We start from the raw sequence: 16,970 nt of genomic DNA, 5'->3' as shown, positions 1-16,970 counted from the left end.
TCTTTCATGCTTCAAGCCGCAGCTGCGTTGGCCGCCTCGCTCACCCCGGTCACTTACTGATGTAAGCTCCCGGGGATTCGCTGCGTAGCCGCCTTGCTGCAACCTGAACTATTTCGAAGAAAACGTGCTACGAGTAGGCCGTTAAGGCGTAGCCGCCACCCGGCTAAAAGGCTACGGCTTGGTCGCAATCAACACCGCACGCATCGGAGCCGGATAGCCTTCGATGGTTTTGCTGTGGTCGGCCGGGTCGAGGAACTGCTCCAGCGATTCGGTGATCATCCAGTCGGTGCGGCGCTGTTCCTCGAGCGAGGTCACGCTGACGTCGGCAATCCGCACATCCACAAACCCGCACTTCTCCAGCCAGTTCTTCAGCGCCAGCGCGGAAGGGATGAAGTAAACGTTGCGCATCTGTGCGTAGCGATCGCCCGGCACAAGAACGTCATGTTCATCGCCTTCAATTACCAGCGTTTCCAGCACCAGCTCGCCGCCGCTGACCAGCTGATCCTTCAATTGCCACAGGTGTTCAAGCGGGGAACGACGGTGGTACAGTACGCCCATGGAGAAGACGGTATCAAAGGCTTTCAGGGCAGGGAGTTGTTCAATGCCCAGCGGCAGCAGGTGCGCGCGCTGGTCGTTACCCAGCAGCTTGCGCACCGCTTCAAACTGGCACAGGAACAGCTGCATCGGGTCAATACCGACCGCCAGATGCGCGCCCGCGCCAATCATGCGCCACATGTGGTAACCGCTGCCGCAGCCCACGTCCAGTATGGTACGTCCGGTCAGGTCGGAAAGGTGAGGCAGAACGCGATCCCATTTCCAGTCCGAGCGCCATTCGGTATTGATGTTCACGCCGTAAAGTGAAAACGGCCCTTTGCGCCACGGCATCAGGTTACGCATCAGCGTTTCGATGCGGTTGATCTGTCCGGCCGGAAGCGGCTCTTCGCTCTCGGCGGTTACGCTGTGCAGAAGATCCAGACGATGCGGGGTCAGTTCGGGCAGAAACTCCACCGCATTTGACCACTGCTTTAACAGGCCGTGCTGCTGATCGCGCTGCCAGGCGGCAATCTGCGCGGGCAAGGTTTCCAGCCAGTGGGAGAGCTGGTTTTTGGCAATCAGCTGATAGAAGTTGCTGAATTCGATCATGCGGATTCTCCCGCTTTCAACGCCACCAGAGAGCCGAAGTTAAAGCACTGGAACCACAGTTCGCTGTGCTCAAATCCGGCTTTGCGCAGGCGCGCTTTGTGGGTTTCTACGGAATCCGTCAGCATCACGTTTTCGAGCATGCTGCGCTTCTGGCTGATCTCCAGCTCGCTGTAGCCGTTCGCCCGTTTGAAATCGTGGTGCATATTGAACAGCAGTTCGCCAACCTCGGCATCTTCGAAGCTGAATTTCTCCGAGAGCACCAGAGCGCCGCCGGGATTCAGCCCCTGATAAATTTTGTCCAGCAGCAGCTGACGGTCTTCAGGCACCAGGAACTGCAGGGTGAAATTCAGCACCACCATCGACGCGTTATCGATCTCAATATCGCGGATATCGCCTTCCACCACGTCTACGGGAACAGGGGCTTTATACGCGTCAATGTGGCGACGGCAGCGCTCAACCATCGCCGGGGAGTTATCGACGGCAATGATTCGGCAGCCTTCGTGGTGAACGTTACGACGAACCGACAGCGTTGCCGCGCCGAGCGAGCAGCCCAGGTCATAGACCTGCGTGCCGGGTTGAACGAAGCGCTCAGCCAGCATGCCGATCATTGAGATAATATTGGAATAACCGGGAACAGAGCGCTGGATCATATCCGGGAAGACTTCGGCTACCCGTTCATCGAAGGTCCAGTCGCCCAGGCTGGCGATAGGCGCGGAAAAAAGCGTGTCGCGATCTGACATAACGTAAAAATCCGGGAAAAATAAAGTGGCGTATTGTGCGCTAATGGAGGGAGAAAACCAACTCCCACGGCATATACCACAGGTTAGCCAGCACCATCAGCAAAAGCGAACACCAGGTCGCACTCATGCCGGAACGACGCCAGCGGATTAAGCGGTGGTGAAAACCGTAATAGTGCATCAGGCGGCCAGCAATAAGAAGCAGGCCACAGATGTGCACCATCCAGGTTTCTGCGCCATTCATCTCCATAAACAGCAGCAGGATTAAGGCTGCGGGGATGTATTCGACCGCGTTGCCATGAATGCGGATAGCACTTTGTAGCTCGGAAAATCCGCCGTCACCGTAAGAGACGCGGTACAGCGTTCTGAGGCGCACAACATCAAATGAAAACTTAATCAGCAGTAATGCACCTAACACCGCATACAGCGCGCTGACCATACAAACTCCCTGTTTTTGGCAGATGGCACTTCACTATGATAGGGGGTGATATCAGAAAAGAGAAGATTGTTGTGGGATGGAAGGGGCGCTGCCCACGGACGGCACCGCAGCCTGCAAGGCCTGCCAAAGAGCATCGACCAGTTCGGGGGCCTGGGCAATATCCGGCGTGTGCAAAAAGAGATACGGTGTGGTGGCGTGTTCCCACGAGGCCAGTTTTTCCAGCCAGACGGCGAACATCGCCTGGTTTTGCTGCATGTTGTCGCTGCCGATAAATCTGACCATTGGGTTATGCGCGGTCACGATGGCGTGGACCGGCACTTTCGGTTTTTTACGCTGAGCTTCAACGATGGCTTCGCTATGGGGGACAGCGCTGTGCACCGGTCGGCTATCGAGGATCACCCGGTTAACGGAACGCTCAAGCAGGCCGCGATTGAGCGCTTTTTCTGCTTCGCCCTTCGCAAAAAATTCAGGATGCCTGACTTCAACGCCGTAGGTGAATTCGCGGGGCAGGGCATCCAGGAACTGCCAGAGCGCAGGCAAATCGCGCGGGCCAAACGTGGCGGGTAGCTGGATCCAGTACTGACCGATGCGGTTCGCGAGCGGCGACATGCGCGTAAAAAACTCTTCGGTCAAATCACCGCAGTTGCGCAGCGCGGCCTGGTGGGAAATGGTGGACGGAAACTTAAAGCAGAAGCGGAAGTCGTCGGTGGTTTGTTCCCGCCAGCGCGCAACAATCTCGGCTTTGGGGAGCGCATACAGGGTGGTGTTACCCTCGACACAGTTGAAGTGCCGGGCATACTCCTCAAGGCTGGTGATGCCAAGGCGCACCCATTTCGGGTGCGACCACTGGGGCAGGCCCACGTACATCATAGCGCGCTGACAATCTCATCCGTGCTGCGCACGCGGCCGATGCGCGGGAAGATATGGGTCATGCTGCCCTGGTGCTGTTCCTCGGAGGCCGCGCTGCAGGCATCTTCGGCGATCACCAGATTAAAGCCCAGCTCCCACGCGTTGCGGGCGGTAGACTCCACGCCGATGTTGGTGGAAATGCCGCACAGGATGATGGTGTCGATGCCGCGACGGCGGAGCTGCAGCTCGAGATCGGTACCGTAAAAAGCGCCCCACTGGCGTTTGGTCACTTCAATATCGCTGTCGCGTTTGCCGAGTGCGGCCGGGTACGTCCACCAGTTTTCCGGCAGGGCGCGTGCAGGAGCCTGGGCATCAACGGGCTGTTTTAACGCTTCGGCGTAATCAGCGGACCAGCCGACTCGCACCATGACAACAGGCGCACCGCTGGCACGACATGTTTCCGCCAGGCGAGCAGCGCGGTTGACCACATCATCCGCAGTATGCGGGCCACCGGCGAAGGGCAGAATGCCTTCCTGTAAATCAATCACAACAAGTGCGGTTTTACTGGCATCAAGTGTTAACATCGTTACTCCCGTTAAATGAATCACTTCCAGACACCATACGACGTCATGGCCTGTTCCTGGTCGGATAATTTTGTTAATTTTTGTGAGAATGCGCAATAAGAGTGCAGCAAACGACCGCCTGGCCGTGGTTCGCTCTTATCGTCCGGCGGAATTTCCAGTATAATAGCCGCCTTTTTTCATCCAGTTGTGACATACAGAAAGCTGCGACATAGTAGCCTGCATACCAGGCGACATTTAGCCTGCGGCTAATTAAGGGATATCTCATGCGTACAGAATATTGCGGGCAGCTGCGTCAGTCCCACGTTGGACAGCAGGTAACCCTGTGTGGTTGGGTCAATCGTCGTCGTGATCTTGGTAGCCTTATCTTCATCGATATGCGCGACCGCGAAGGTATCGTTCAGGTGTTCTTCGATCCGGATCGCGCAGATGCGTTGAAGCTGGCCTCTGAGCTGCGTAATGAGTTCTGCATTCAGGTTACCGGCACAGTGCGCGCGCGTGACGAGAAAAATGTCAACGCCGACATGGCGACGGGTGCCATCGAAGTGCTGGCGTCCGATCTGGTGATCATCAACCGTGCAGAAGCGCTGCCGCTGGACTCCAACCACGTCAACACTGAAGAAGCGCGTCTGAAATACCGCTACCTGGATCTGCGTCGTCCGGAAATGGCTCAGCGCCTGAAAACCCGTGCGAAAATCACCAGCCTGGTGCGCCGCTTTATGGATGACCACGGTTTCCTCGACATCGAAACCCCGATGCTGACCAAAGCCACGCCGGAAGGCGCACGCGATTACCTGGTTCCATCCCGCGTTCATAAAGGCAAATTCTACGCGCTGCCGCAGTCTCCACAGCTGTTCAAACAGCTGCTGATGATGTCCGGCTTCGATCGCTACTATCAGATTGTTAAATGCTTCCGCGACGAAGACCTGCGCGCTGACCGCCAACCAGAATTTACCCAGATCGATGTGGAAACCTCCTTCATGACCGCCGAGCAGGTGCGTGAAGTGATGGAAGCTCTGGTGCGTAGCCTGTGGAACGACGTGAAAGGCGTTGAGCTGGGCGATTTCCCTATCATGACCTTCGCTGAAGCCGAGCGTCGTTACGGCTCTGACAAACCAGACCTGCGTAACCCGATGGAGCTGGTGGACGTAGCAGACCTGGTGAAAGGCGTTGAGTTTGCCGTATTCGCTGGCCCGGCTAACGATCCTAAAGGCCGCGTAGCAGCGCTGCGTGTACCGGGTGGTGCTGCCCTGAGCCGCAAGCAGATCGACGACTACGGCAACTTCATCAAGATCTACGGCGCGAAAGGTCTGGCCTATATTAAAGTGACCGAGCGTGCGAAAGGTCTGGAAGGCATCACCAGCCCGGTAGCGAAATTCCTGAACGCGGACATCGTGGAAGCGATCCTTGAGCGCACCGGCGCGCAGGACGGCGACATGATCTTCTTCGGCGCAGACAACAAGAAAGTCGTGGCGGATGCGATGGGCGCGCTGCGTCTGAAGCTCGGCAAAGACCTGAGCCTGACCGACGAAAACAAATGGGCGCCGCTGTGGGTTATCGACTTCCCAATGTTTGAAGACGACGGTGAAGGCGGCCTGACCGCAATGCACCATCCGTTCACCTCGCCAAAAGAGATGACGGCGGCAGAGCTGAAAGCGGCACCGGAAGAGGCGGTCGCGAACGCTTATGACATGGTTATCAACGGCTATGAAGTGGGCGGCGGTTCCGTGCGTATTCACAGCGGTGAAATGCAGCAGACCGTGTTCGGCATTCTGGGCATCAACGAGCAGGAGCAGCGCGAGAAGTTTGGCTTCCTGCTGGACGCCCTGAAATACGGTACGCCGCCGCACGCGGGTCTGGCCTTCGGTCTTGACCGTCTGACCATGCTGCTGACCGGCACCGATAACATCCGTGATGTTATCGCCTTCCCGAAAACCACTGCCGCAGCGTGTCTGATGACCGAAGCGCCAAGCTTTGCCAACCCGGCCGCACTGGCCGAACTGGGCATTGATGTGGTGAAGAAGGAAGAGAAAAACTGATATGACATATAAGCTCCCCGTTTCGGTCCTGGTGGTCATTTATGCAGAAGACACGAAGCGGGTGCTGATGTTGCAGCGGCGCGATGACCCTGAATTCTGGCAGTCGGTTACCGGCAGTCTGGAAGAGGGGGAGACCGCGCCGCAGGCCGCCGCGCGTGAAGTAAAGGAAGAGGTCGCCATCGACGTTGCCCGCGAGCAACTGACCCTGAAGGACTGTCAGCGCACGGTGGAGTTCGAAATTTTTAGCCATTTACGTCATCGCTACGCGCCGGGTACCGAGCGCAATACGGAGTCGTGGTTCTGTCTCGCGCTCCCCCATGAACGGGAGATCGTGTTTACCGAACACCTGACCTACCGCTGGGTGAATGCGGCGGATGCCGCCGCACTGACCAAGTCGTGGAGCAACCGGCAGGCGATTGAAGAATTTGTAATTAACGCAGCCTGAGAAGGCGCGATTTTTGGAGAACTTTTTATGGCAGGTCATAGTAAGTGGGCCAACACCAAACACCGCAAAGCGGCACAGGATGCCAAGCGCGGTAAGATCTTTACCAAAATCATTCGCGAGCTGGTGACAGCAGCGCGTCTGGGCGGCGGCGACCCGGCTTCTAACCCGCGTCTGCGCGCGGCGGTGGATAAAGCGCTGTCTAACAACATGACGCGTGACACCCTGAACCGTGCTATCGCACGTGGCGTGGGCGGTGATGAAGACGCGAACATGGAAACCATCATTTATGAAGGTTACGGTCCTGGCGGTACGGCGGTGATGGTTGAGTGCCTGTCCGACAACCGTAACCGTACCGTTGCGGAAGTGCGCCACGCGTTCACCAAAACCGGTGGCAACCTGGGCACTGACGGTTCCGTGGCTTACCTGTTCAGCAAAAAAGGCGTCATCTCCTTCGAGAAAGGCGACGAAGATGCGATCATGGAAGCGGCGCTGGAAGCCGGTGCGGAAGACGTAGTGACCTTCGATGACGGCGCTATCGACGTTTATACCGCGTGGGAAGAGATGGGTGCCGTGCGCGACGCGCTGGAAGCGGCTGGCCTGAAAGCGGACAACGCTGAAGTGTCCATGATCCCGTCCACCAAAGCGGACATGGATGCGGAAACGGCACCAAAACTGCTGCGTCTGATCGACATGCTCGAAGACTGCGACGACGTGCAGGAAGTGTACCACAACGGTGAAATCTCTGATGAGGTTGCAGCGACTCTCTGATGAGAGCCTGTAAACCCTTTACGGGAGACGCGTGATGTCGATTATTCTCGGGATTGACCCAGGCTCACGCGTCACCGGTTATGGCGTTATCCGTCAGGTGGGACGCCAGCTAACCTACCTGGGCAGCGGCTGTATTCGCACCAAAGTGGACGATCTTCCTTCGCGCCTGAAGCTCATTTATGCGGGCGTGTCGGAGATCATCACCCAGTTTCAGCCGGACTACTTCGCCATCGAGCAGGTCTTTATGGCGAAAAACGCCGATTCGGCGCTAAAGCTCGGTCAGGCGCGCGGGGTCGCCATCGTCGCTGCCGTGAACCAGGATTTGCCGGTATTCGAATACGCGGCACGTCAGGTTAAGCAGACGGTGGTGGGGATTGGGAGCGCGGAGAAAAGCCAGGTACAGCATATGGTGCGTACCTTGCTGAAGCTTCCCGCGAACCCGCAGGCCGACGCCGCGGATGCGCTGGCGATTGCGATTACCCACTGTCACGTCAGCCAGAATGCGATGCAAATGAGCGAGTCGCGGCTCAATCTGGCGCGAGGCAGGTTACGATAATCAGAAATCAGGCTGGATAAACATCCAGCCTTTTTTTATTATGTCGACAGTTAAATTCTCCCAGAACGCAGGAGCGTCATGTGATAGGCAGACTCAGAGGCATCATCATTGAAAAACAACCCCCGTTAGTGCTGCTGGAAGTGGGTGGCGTGGGCTATGAAGTCCATATGCCGATGACCTGCTTCTACGAGCTGCCGGACGCGGGCAAAGAGGCGATTGTCTTTACCCAGTTTGTGGTGCGTGAAGATGCCCAGCTGCTGTACGGCTTCAATAACAAGCAGGAACGGATCCTGTTCCGCGAGCTGATTAAAACCAACGGCGTTGGGCCGAAGCTGGCGCTGGCGATTTTGTCCGGCATGTCGGCACCACAGTTCGTGAATGCCGTTGAGCGTGAAGATCCTGCGGCGCTGATTAAGCTCCCGGGCATTGGTAAGAAAACCGCCGAGCGCCTGATTGTCGAAATGAAAGACCGCTTTAAAGGTCTGCATGGCGATCTGTTCACTCCGGCTGCCGATTTGGTACTGACCTCACCTGGCGGCCCTGCGACGGATGATGACGCCGAGCAGGAAGCGGTTGCCGCGCTGGTGGCGCTGGGCTATAAACCTCAGGAGGCCAGCCGTATGGTGAGCAAAATTGCCAAACCGGACGCCAGCAGTGAAACCCTGATTCGTGAAGCGCTGCGCGCTGCATTGTGAGGTAAAGGATGATTGAAGCAGACCGCCTGGTGTCGGCAGGCACTATTCAGGCAGATGACGTGGTGGATCGCGCGATTCGCCCTAAGCTGCTTGATGAGTATATCGGCCAGCCGCAGGTTCGTTCCCAGATGGAGATTTTCATCCAGGCGGCAAAGCTGCGCGGCGATGCGCTCGATCACCTGCTCATTTTTGGCCCTCCCGGTTTAGGCAAAACCACGCTGGCGAATATCGTTGCCAATGAAATGGGCGTCAACCTGCGCACCACCTCCGGCCCCGTGCTGGAGAAGGCGGGCGATCTCGCCGCGATGCTGACCAACCTCGAACCGCATGACGTGCTGTTTATCGATGAGATCCACCGCCTGTCGCCGGTGGTGGAGGAAGTGCTCTATCCGGCGATGGAAGATTACCAGCTGGATATCATGATCGGTGAAGGCCCGGCCGCGCGCTCCATCAAAATCGATCTGCCGCCGTTTACCCTGATTGGCGCCACCACCCGCGCCGGGTCGTTGACCTCTCCGCTGCGCGACCGTTTCGGCATCGTGCAGCGTCTTGAGTTTTACCAGGTGGCGGATCTCCAGCACATCGTTGGCCGTAGCGCCCGCTATATGGGGCTCGAAATGAGCGAAGAGGGCGCGTTTGAAGTGGCGAAGCGTTCCCGCGGTACGCCGCGTATCGCCAACCGTCTGCTGCGTCGCGTGCGTGACTTTGCCGAGGTGAAGCACGATGGCTCGATTTCCGCGGAGATCGCCGCTCAGGCGCTGGATATGCTGAACGTCGATGCCGAAGGCTTTGACTATATGGACCGTAAACTGCTGCTGGCGGTACTGGATAAGTTCTTTGGCGGCCCGGTCGGGCTGGATAACCTGGCTGCGGCTATTGGGGAAGAGCGTGAGACGATTGAAGATGTGCTGGAGCCGTATCTGATCCAGCAGGGCTTCCTGCAGCGTACCCCGCGTGGACGTATGGCAACGGTGCGGGCGTGGAATCATTTCGGCATTACGCCACCGGCAATGCCGTAATGTTGTGTTCCCTCTCCCCGAGGGAGAGGGCCGGTGAGGGCTTCTGCGCCCTCCATGTTAATTCGCGGTCTTTTTCATCATACTTAAGATAAACAGCACCGCCGCACTCAGCACCACTGACGGCCCCGCAGGCGTGTCATAGAACGCCGAGAAGGTTAACCCACCCGTTACCGCAATCATTCCGATAATCACGGCTACGCCGGCCATCTGCTCCGGCGTACGGGCAAAGCGACGCGCCGTGGCGGCAGGGATGATCAACAGCGACGTAATAATCAGCGCGCCGACAAACTTCATTGCGACACCAATCGTTAATGCCGTCACCAGCATCAGCAGCAGTTTTACGCGCTGCAGCTTCACGCCGTCGACAAATGCCAGATCAGGACTGACGGTCATGGCCAGTAAATTCCGCCACTGCCAGAGCAGAATAGCGAGCACCACCACCACGCCAACGGCGATAGCGATGAGATCTTCCGGCGTCACGGCCAGCAGGTCGCCGAAGAGGTAGGCCATCAGATCCACGCGGATGTTCGACATCAGGCTGACCACCACAAGGCCCAGAGACAGGGCACTGTGCGCCATAATGCCAAGCAGCGTATCAATGGCGAGGTGAGGGCGCTTTTCCAGCCAGACCAGACCGGCGGCCAGCAGCAGCGTGACCACAATCACCGCGTAGAAGGGGTTGACATCCAGCAGCAGACCAAAGGCAACGCCCAGCAGAGACGCGTGCGCCAGGGTATCGCCAAAATAGGACATTCTGCGCCAGACAACAAACGAGCCGAGTGGACCCGCGGCGCAGGCAAGCATAATCCCGGCCAGCCAGCCGGGCAGTAACAGTTCAATCATGAGTGTCCATTTCCCCGACGCAGTACGATTCGTCCCTGCAAATCATGGCGATGATTATGATGATGACGGTAAATACCCAGCTGTTCAGCGCCGCGGGGGCCGAACATGGAGATAAACTCCGGATGCATTGACACCACTTCAGGCGTACCGGAGCAGCAGATATGGTGGTTGAGGCACAGCACTTCGTCGGTTTTTGCCATCACCAGATGGAGATCGTGAGACACCATCAGCACGGCGCAATCAAGCTCCCGACGTAGCTGGTCGATCAAATCATAAAGCGCAACCTGCCCATTCACATCCACACCCTGAGTTGGCTCATCCAGTACCAGCAGCTGCGGGCTGCTCAGCAGCGCGCGGGCAAGTAAAACACGCTGAGTTTCACCGCCGGACAGTTTTTGCAGCGGCGCATCGACAAGATGGCCCGCCTGCACGCGTTTCAGCGCCGGGAGAATATCGGCTTTACGGGTGCCGGGGCGCAGACGCAGGAAACGGCTGACCGTCAGCGGCAGCGTGGCGTCGAGGTGAAGTTTTTGCGGCACATAGCCAATACGCAATTTTTCCTCGCGCTTAATCACGCCTTCATCGGGTGCGACCAGACCCAGCACCACGCGCACCAGGGTGGATTTGCCTGCGCCATTGGGACCGAGCAGCGTCAGAATTTTGCCGGGCTTCAGATCGAGCGACACGTCAGAGAGGACGCGGCGCTGGCCGAATGAGACCGAGATATTTTCAAGAGAAACCAATGTCGTCATGTCATTTTAAGCTTGAAGAAGTCAACGAATGTTATAATATCACATTCCACGCATTCACTACGATGATTAGTCGCATTATGTTACATAAAAATACGCTTCTTTTCGCAGCATTATCCGCTGCCCTTTGGGGTACAACCGCACAAGATGTTAACGCTGCGGTTGTCGCTTCGCTTAAACCACTCGGTTTCATCGCGTCCGCCATTGCAGACGGGGTAACTGAAACCCAGGTTCTGCTCCCTGATGGTGCATCCGAGCATGACTATTCCCTGCGCCCGTCGGATGTAAAACGCTTACAAAACGCGGACTTAGTTGTCTGGATTGGTCCTGAAATGGAAGCGTTTATGCAAAAGTCAGCAAAACAGGTTGCTGGCGAAAAACAGGTCGCGATTGCCGAACTCTCCGGCGTGAAACCGTTGCTCATGAAAGGGGCGGATGACGACGATGACGAACACGACCATCATGCCGCAGACGGCGAAAAAGGTGATGGAGATCACCATCACGGCGAGTACAACATGCATCTTTGGTTATCCCCAGAGATAGCGCGGCTTTCAGCGGTTGCAATCCATGACAAATTAGTGGAACTTATGCCGCAAAGTCGAGCCAAACTAGACGCCAACCTGAAGGATTTTGAGGCACAATTAGCCGCAACCGATAAGCAGGTTGGTAATGAGCTCGCACCGTTGAAAGGTAAAGGGTATTTCGTTTTTCATGACGCCTACGGCTATTACGAAAAACACTACGGTTTGACCCCACTGGGCCACTTCACCGTCAACCCTGAAATTCAGCCTGGTGCGCAGCGTTTACATGAAATCAGAACACAGTTGGTTGAGCAAAAAGCGACATGCGTTTTTGCTGAGCCACAGTTCAGGCCAGCGGTCGTAGAAGCCGTGGCCAGGGGAACATCCGTGCGCATGGGAACCCTTGACCCGCTAGGTACGAATATCCAGTTGAGCAAAGCGAGCTATTCGCAGTTCCTCAGCCAACTGGCGAACCAGTATGCTAGCTGCCTGAAAGGAGATTAACGAGGAAGTGAATACGTGCAACAGATAGCCCGCTCTGTCGCCCTGGCATTTAACAATCTGCCACGACCCCACCGCGTTATGCTGGGGTCGCTTACAGTTCTCACCTTAGCGGTCGCCGTCTGGCGGCCCTATGTTTACCACCCGAGTTCTGCCCCTATCATTAAAACCATTGAGCTTGAAAAGAGCGAAATCCGTTCTTTGCTGCCTGAAGCCAGTGAGCCTATCGACCAGGCGGCTCAGGAAGATGAAGCTATCCCGCAGGATGAGCTGGACGATAAAACCGAGAACGAGGCGGGTATCCACGAATATGTTGTCTCTACCGGGGATACGCTGAGCAGCGTGCTGAACCAGTACGGCATCGACATGGGCAATATCAGCCAGCTGGCGGCTGCGGATAAAGATCTTCGCAACCTGAAAATCGGACAGCAGCTCTCCTGGACTTTAACGGCGGATGGCGATCTCCAGCGTCTGACCTGGGAAATGTCCCGCCGCGAAACCCGCACCTACGATCGCACTGCAAACGGTTTCAAGATGACCAGCGAAATGCAGAAGGGTGACTGGGTTAACAGCGTTCTGAAAGGCACCGTGGGCGCGAGCTTTGTCTCCAGCGCGCGCGATGCAGGCCTGACCAGCGCTGAAATCAGCTCGGTGATCAAAGCCATGCAGTGGCAGATGGATTTCCGCAAGCTGAAGAAGGGCGATGAGTTCTCCGTCCTGATGTCCCGCGAAATGCTGGACGGCAAGCGCGAGCAAAGCCAGCTGCTGGGCGTACGTCTGCGCTCCGAGGGCAAAGATTACTACGCGATTCGTGCCGAAGACGGCAAGTTCTATGACCGTACCGGTACGGGCCTTGCAAAAGGCTTCCTGCGCTTCCCGACGGCAAAACAGTTCCGCGTCTCCTCTAACTTTAACCCGCGTCGTCTGAACCCGGTAACCGGGCGCGTCGCGCCGCACCGTGGCGTTGACTTTGCCATGCCGCAGGGCACGCCGGTACTGGCGGTTGGAGATGGTGAAGTGGTGGTGGCCAAGCGTAGCGGTGCCGCCGGATATTATGTCGCGGTACGTCATGGCCGCACTTATACGACCCGCTACATGCACCTGCGTAAGCTGCTGGTCAAACCGGGCCAGAAGGTGAAGCGTGGTGACCGTATCGCGATCTCCGGCAATACCGGACGCTCTACCGGCCCGCACCTGCACTATGAAGTGTGGATCAACCAACAGGCCGTGAACCCGCTGACGGCGAAACTGCCGCGTACCGAAGGCCTGACCGGTAAAGATCGTACTGATTATCTGGCGCAGGTGAAAGAGGTGATGCCGCAGCTGAGCTTAAACTAAGCCCTCTGTTTTTGTTAAAAAAGCCGGCGCACACTGACGCCGGCTTTTTCTTTTGTGCGTGGACGACTGCCTCGCTACACTATCTGAATAAAATTTTGCGTCATCAGACCCTGGATCCAGCATGGAAACCAAAAAAAACAATATTGAATACATTCCTGAGTTTGAAAAATCCTTCCGCCATCCGCGCAACTGGGGCGCCTGGCTTGGTGTTTACGCCTTTGCGGGGATGGCGATGCTGCCTGCCTCTGTTCGCGATCCCGTTCTCGGTAAAATTGGCCGTCTGGCCGGGCGTTTAGGCAAGAGCGCCCGCCGCCGCGCGCAGATCAACCTTTACTACTGTTTTCCTGAGAAAAGCGACGCCGAGCGCGAGGCAATCATTGATGAGATGTATACCACCGCCCCGCAGGCAATGGCGATGATGGCTGAACTGGCGCTGAAAGGGCCGGATAAAATCGTCGATCGCGTTGACTGGAAAGGGCTGGACATCATCGAGGAGATGCGCCGCAACGACGAGAAAGTCATTTTCCTTGTCCCCCACGGCTGGGGTGTTGATATTCCGGCTATGCTGATGGCGTCTCAGGGCCAGAAAATGGCGGCGATGTTCCATAACCAGGGAAATAAAATCTACGATTTTGTCTGGAATACGGTGCGCCGTCGTTTTGGCGGACGTTTGCATGCGCGTAACGATGGCATTAAGCCCTTCATTCAGTCGGTACGTCAGGGCTACTGGGGCTATTATCTGCCGGATCAGGACCACGGCCCCGAGCACAGCGAGTTTGTCGATTTCTTTGCGACCTATAAAGCGACGCTCCCCGCGATTGGCCGCCTGATGAAAGTCTGCCGTGCCCGCGTGATCCCGCTGTTCCCGGTCTATGACGGGAAAACGCATCGCTTGAGTATTGAAGTTCGTCCGCCGATGGATGATTTGCTGACCGCAGACGACCACACGATCGCGCGTCGAATGAACGAAGAGGTGGAGATACTGGTGGGGCCGCATGCCGAACAGTATACGTGGATACTGAAGCTGCTTAAAACGCGGAAACCGGGTGAAACAGAGCCCTATAAACGTAAAGAGCTTTATCCGAGGAAATAAAAAAAGCCCTCTCCATCTGGAGAGGGCTTTTTAACACAGACGTTATTACTCGACGGTCATAACGCGCGTGGTGTTGGTTGAGCCGATGGTGCTCATCACGTCGCCCTGGGTCACAATGACGATATCACCGGATACCAGATAGCCTTTGTCGCGCAGCAGGTTCACGGCATCGTGCGCCGCAGCTACGCCGTCGTTGGTGCTGTCGAAGTGAACCGGCGTCACGCCGCGGTACAGCGCGGTCAGGTTCAGCGTACGTTCGTGACGGGACATGGCGAAGATCGGCAGACCAGAGCTGATACGAGAGGTCATCAGCGCGGTGCGGCCAGATTCGGTCATGGTGATGATCGCGGTAACGCCTTTAAGGTGGTTTGCCGCGTACATCGCAGACATCGCAATCGCTTCTTCCACGTTGTCGAACTGCACGTCCAGACGGTGTTTAGAAACGTTAATGCTTGGGATCTTTTCAGCGCCCAGGCAGACGCGCGCCATGGCGGCCACGGTTTCTGCCGGATACTGGCCTGCAGCGGTTTCCGCTGAGAGCATCACCGCATCGGTACCGTCCAGCACGGCGTTAGCCACGTCCATAACTTCTGCACGGGTTGGCATTGGGTTGGTGATCATCGATTCCATCATCTGAGTGGCGGTGATCACCGCGCGGTTCAGCTGACGTGCGCGACGAATCAGCGCTTTCTGGATCCCTACCAGCTCAGGGTCGCCAATTTCCACGCCCAGGTCTCCACGCGCAACCATCACCACGTCGGATGCGAGGATCACATCGTCCATGGCATCCTGATCGCAAACGGCTTCCGCGCGTTCAACTTTCGCGACGATTTTAGCATCGCAGCCTGCATCACGAGCCAGGCGACGCGCATAGTTCAGATCTTCGCCGCAGCGCGGGAAGGAGACCGCCAGGTAGTCAACGCCGATCAGCGCGGCAGTGACGATGTCCGCTTTGTCTTTGTCGGTAAGCGCTTCTGCAGAGAGGCCACCGCCCAGTTTGTTGATGCCTTTATTGTTGGAGAGCGGGCCGCCGACGGTGACTTCGGTGAACACTTTCATGCCCTGAACTTCCAGCACCTTCAGCTGTACGCGACCGTCGTCGAGCAGCAGGATATCGCCTGGCACAACGTCAGCCGGCAGGCCTTTATAGTCGATACCGACTTTCTCTTTATCGCCTTCGCCTTTGCCCAGGTTGGCATCCAGCAGGAATTTGTCGCCGATATTGAGGAAAACTTTACCCTCTTTAAAGGTCGATACGCGGATTTTTGGACCCTGCAAATCGCCGAGGATAGCAACGTGGCGGCCCAGTTTGGCTGCGATTTCACGCACTTTATCGGCACGTAACTTATGGTCTTCTGGCGTACCGTGAGAGAAGTTCATACGCACCACGTTGGCGCCGGCAGCGATAATTTTCTCAAGATTATTATCGCGATCGGTGGCCGGGCCTAAGGTGGTTACGATCTTGGTTCTGCGAAGCCTTCTGGACATGTAATACTCCGTTGACTGAAACAACTTTGGTGTTGCGTGAACATTGAATCGGCCTTCATCTGCTGCAAGGCAGCGGAGAGTGGACCGAATGCCGTAAATCGTTACATCGTAATTATTGGTTACGTCTTCGTTATCAACTATCAGGGAACATCGCTCTTTATAAGCAATTCTTTATCAAAACGCGATTCCTTCAGCGCTTCCTTGACCCGCTTCAAGTTATCCCGGAATTTTGCGCCCCGACGTAAGGTAAAACCGGTTGCCAGCACGTCAATCACGGTAAGCTGCGCCAGTCGGGAAACCATCGGCATATAAATGTCGGTGTCTTCCGGCACGTCGAGGGTGATCGCCAGCGTCGCCTCACGCGCCAGCGGCGTGCCTGCCGTGGTGAGGGCAATCACCATGGCATCGTTTTCACGGGCCAGCTGTGCCAGCTCTACCTGACTCTTGGTGCGACCGGTGTGCGAAATCAGTACCACGACGTCATCTTCACTGCAATTCATACAGCTCATGCGTTGCAGCACAATGTCATCGGAATAAATAACCGGGACGTTAAAGCGGAAAAATTTGTTCATGGCGTCATGCGCCACGGCTGCCGACGACCCGAGACCAAAGAACGCAATCCGCTTGGCCTGGGTGAGCAAATCCACCGCGCGATTCACGGAACTCATGTCCAGAGACTGGCGCACGTGGTCAAGCGAAGCCATGGCCGATTCAAAAATTTTCGCGGTATAGGCATCAACGCTGTCGTCTTCATCCACATTACGATTAACATATGGGGTGCCGTTAGCCAGACTTTGTGCCAGATGCAGTTTAAAATCAGGAAAGCCGCGCGTTTCCAGGCTACGGCAAAAGCGATTTACCGTGGGTTCGCTAACACCCGCTTCCTGTGCCAGAGCGGCGATGCTTGAATGAATCGCCTGAGCGGGAGAGGCGAGAATGACCTCGGCCACTTTTCGCTCGGATTTGCTAAGGTGTTCCAGTTGAAACTGGATTTTTTCCAGCATGTTCATGTTAACAGGATGCTCATGGGTGTAAACGATTTCATAAATTGATGAAATCGTGATTCGATTTAGCCGATATTACCCCTGTGGCTTCCATTAAGGGTAACAATCGACAAGATAATGTTGTTGTTTTTTTTCATTACTTGATCGGTGTCGGGTTTTGCT

18 protein-coding genes are annotated in these 16,970 nt (G+C 56.3%); 9 read left to right on the top strand and 9 right to left on the bottom strand.

Translation table 11 applies throughout. The features are described 5' to 3' along the window. Positions 1-171: 171 nt before the first annotated feature. The 5 genes from cmoB to SPG90_RS09115 are packed head-to-tail and all read right to left on the bottom strand — an operon-like array spanning position 172 to position 3,752. Positions 172-1,143, bottom strand: a complete 972-nt coding sequence (gene cmoB, locus SPG90_RS09135) for a tRNA 5-methoxyuridine(34)/uridine 5-oxyacetic acid(34) synthase CmoB (RefSeq protein ID WP_045404454.1) — start codon at positions 1,141-1,143, stop codon at positions 172-174. Continuing rightward, positions 1,140-1,883, bottom strand: coding sequence for a carboxy-S-adenosyl-L-methionine synthase CmoA (cmoA, locus tag SPG90_RS09130; RefSeq protein ID WP_045355967.1), 744 nt, complete (start codon positions 1,881-1,883; stop codon positions 1,140-1,142). Before cmoA ends, cmoB begins: the two co-directional genes overlap by 4 nt. Before the next feature lie 40 nt (positions 1,884-1,923). Then, positions 1,924-2,319, bottom strand: a complete 396-nt coding sequence (locus SPG90_RS09125) for an MAPEG family protein (protein ID WP_021240443.1) — start codon at positions 2,317-2,319, stop codon at positions 1,924-1,926. Positions 2,320-2,370: 51 nt separating this feature from the next. After that, positions 2,371-3,189 carry a DUF72 domain-containing protein gene (locus SPG90_RS09120; RefSeq protein ID WP_045404455.1) on the bottom strand — a complete coding sequence of 273 codons (819 nt, stop codon included), beginning with the start codon at positions 3,187-3,189 and terminating at the stop codon, positions 2,371-2,373. Then, positions 3,186-3,752: a hydrolase gene (locus tag SPG90_RS09115; RefSeq protein WP_047173221.1), complete on the bottom strand. Its 567-nt coding sequence runs from the start codon at positions 3,750-3,752 to the stop codon at positions 3,186-3,188. Before SPG90_RS09115 ends, SPG90_RS09120 begins: the two co-directional genes overlap by 4 nt. Before the next feature lie 263 nt (positions 3,753-4,015). Between SPG90_RS09115 and aspS the strand changes: the two genes are divergently transcribed. The 6 genes from aspS (at position 4,016) to ruvB (ending at position 9,271) form a co-directional block, all read left to right on the top strand. Further along, on the top strand, positions 4,016-5,788 hold the full coding sequence (gene aspS / locus SPG90_RS09110; protein ID WP_045355970.1) for an aspartate--tRNA ligase: 1,773 nt from the start codon (positions 4,016-4,018) through the stop codon (positions 5,786-5,788). Between the two features lies 1 nt (position 5,789). Continuing rightward, positions 5,790-6,233, top strand: a complete 444-nt coding sequence (gene nudB, locus SPG90_RS09105; protein WP_008500446.1) for a dihydroneopterin triphosphate diphosphatase — start codon at positions 5,790-5,792, stop codon at positions 6,231-6,233. Between the two features lie 27 nt (positions 6,234-6,260). After that, positions 6,261-7,001, top strand: a complete 741-nt coding sequence (locus SPG90_RS09100) for a YebC/PmpR family DNA-binding transcriptional regulator (protein WP_008500447.1) — start codon at positions 6,261-6,263, stop codon at positions 6,999-7,001. 34 nt (positions 7,002-7,035) lie between these two features. Beyond that, positions 7,036-7,557, top strand: coding sequence for a crossover junction endodeoxyribonuclease RuvC (gene ruvC, locus SPG90_RS09095; protein ID WP_003859749.1), 522 nt, complete (start codon positions 7,036-7,038; stop codon positions 7,555-7,557). A gap of 80 nt (positions 7,558-7,637) precedes the next feature. Next, positions 7,638-8,252, top strand: a complete 615-nt coding sequence (gene ruvA / locus SPG90_RS09090; RefSeq protein WP_045355971.1) for a Holliday junction branch migration protein RuvA — start codon at positions 7,638-7,640, stop codon at positions 8,250-8,252. A gap of 8 nt (positions 8,253-8,260) precedes the next feature. Continuing rightward, positions 8,261-9,271, top strand: a complete 1,011-nt coding sequence (gene ruvB / locus SPG90_RS09085) for a Holliday junction branch migration DNA helicase RuvB (protein ID WP_023312235.1) — start codon at positions 8,261-8,263, stop codon at positions 9,269-9,271. Positions 9,272-9,328: 57 nt separating this feature from the next. On the opposite strand, the gene znuB is transcribed toward ruvB, so the two are convergent. Continuing rightward, entirely contained in the window at positions 9,329-10,114 is a 786-nt protein-coding gene (gene znuB, locus SPG90_RS09080) for a zinc ABC transporter permease subunit ZnuB (RefSeq protein WP_045404458.1), read from the bottom strand. Next, positions 10,111-10,866 (bottom strand): zinc ABC transporter ATP-binding protein ZnuC, encoded by a 756-nt coding sequence (gene znuC, locus SPG90_RS09075; protein ID WP_023312233.1) that lies wholly within the window; start codon positions 10,864-10,866, stop codon positions 10,111-10,113. The genes znuB and znuC overlap by 4 nt, the downstream gene beginning before the upstream one ends. Positions 10,867-10,943: 77 nt before the next feature. Between znuC and znuA the strand changes: the two genes are divergently transcribed. The 3 genes from znuA (at position 10,944) to lpxM (ending at position 14,316) form a co-directional block, all read left to right on the top strand. Next, positions 10,944-11,888: a zinc ABC transporter substrate-binding protein ZnuA gene (gene znuA / locus SPG90_RS09070; RefSeq protein WP_126303855.1), complete on the top strand. Its 945-nt coding sequence runs from the start codon at positions 10,944-10,946 to the stop codon at positions 11,886-11,888. A 15-nt stretch (positions 11,889-11,903) separates the two neighbouring features. Then, entirely contained in the window at positions 11,904-13,223 is a 1,320-nt protein-coding gene (gene mepM / locus SPG90_RS09065; RefSeq protein ID WP_023312231.1) for a murein DD-endopeptidase MepM, read from the top strand. A gap of 121 nt (positions 13,224-13,344) precedes the next feature. Continuing rightward, entirely contained in the window at positions 13,345-14,316 is a 972-nt protein-coding gene (lpxM, locus tag SPG90_RS09060) for a lauroyl-Kdo(2)-lipid IV(A) myristoyltransferase (RefSeq protein ID WP_023312230.1), read from the top strand. Positions 14,317-14,361: 45 nt separating this feature from the next. On the opposite strand, the gene pyk is transcribed toward lpxM, so the two are convergent. Together pyk and SPG90_RS09050 are read right to left on the bottom strand one after the other, a co-directional pair. Beyond that, positions 14,362-15,804, bottom strand: a complete 1,443-nt coding sequence (pyk, locus tag SPG90_RS09055) for a pyruvate kinase (protein ID WP_008500455.1) — start codon at positions 15,802-15,804, stop codon at positions 14,362-14,364. A gap of 140 nt (positions 15,805-15,944) precedes the next feature. Continuing rightward, complete coding sequence (locus SPG90_RS09050) at positions 15,945-16,814, bottom strand: MurR/RpiR family transcriptional regulator (RefSeq protein ID WP_023312229.1); 870 nt, start codon at positions 16,812-16,814, stop codon at positions 15,945-15,947. Positions 16,815-16,970: the final 156 nt, after the last annotated feature.

Origin of the sequence: Enterobacter sp. D2, assembly GCF_034427575.1 — a bacterium.
Lineage (GTDB): Bacteria > Pseudomonadota > Gammaproteobacteria > Enterobacterales > Enterobacteriaceae > Enterobacter > Enterobacter cloacae_M.
Note: the sequence above shows the minus strand (reverse complement) of the source record. Positions and strands in the feature narration are given on the sequence as shown.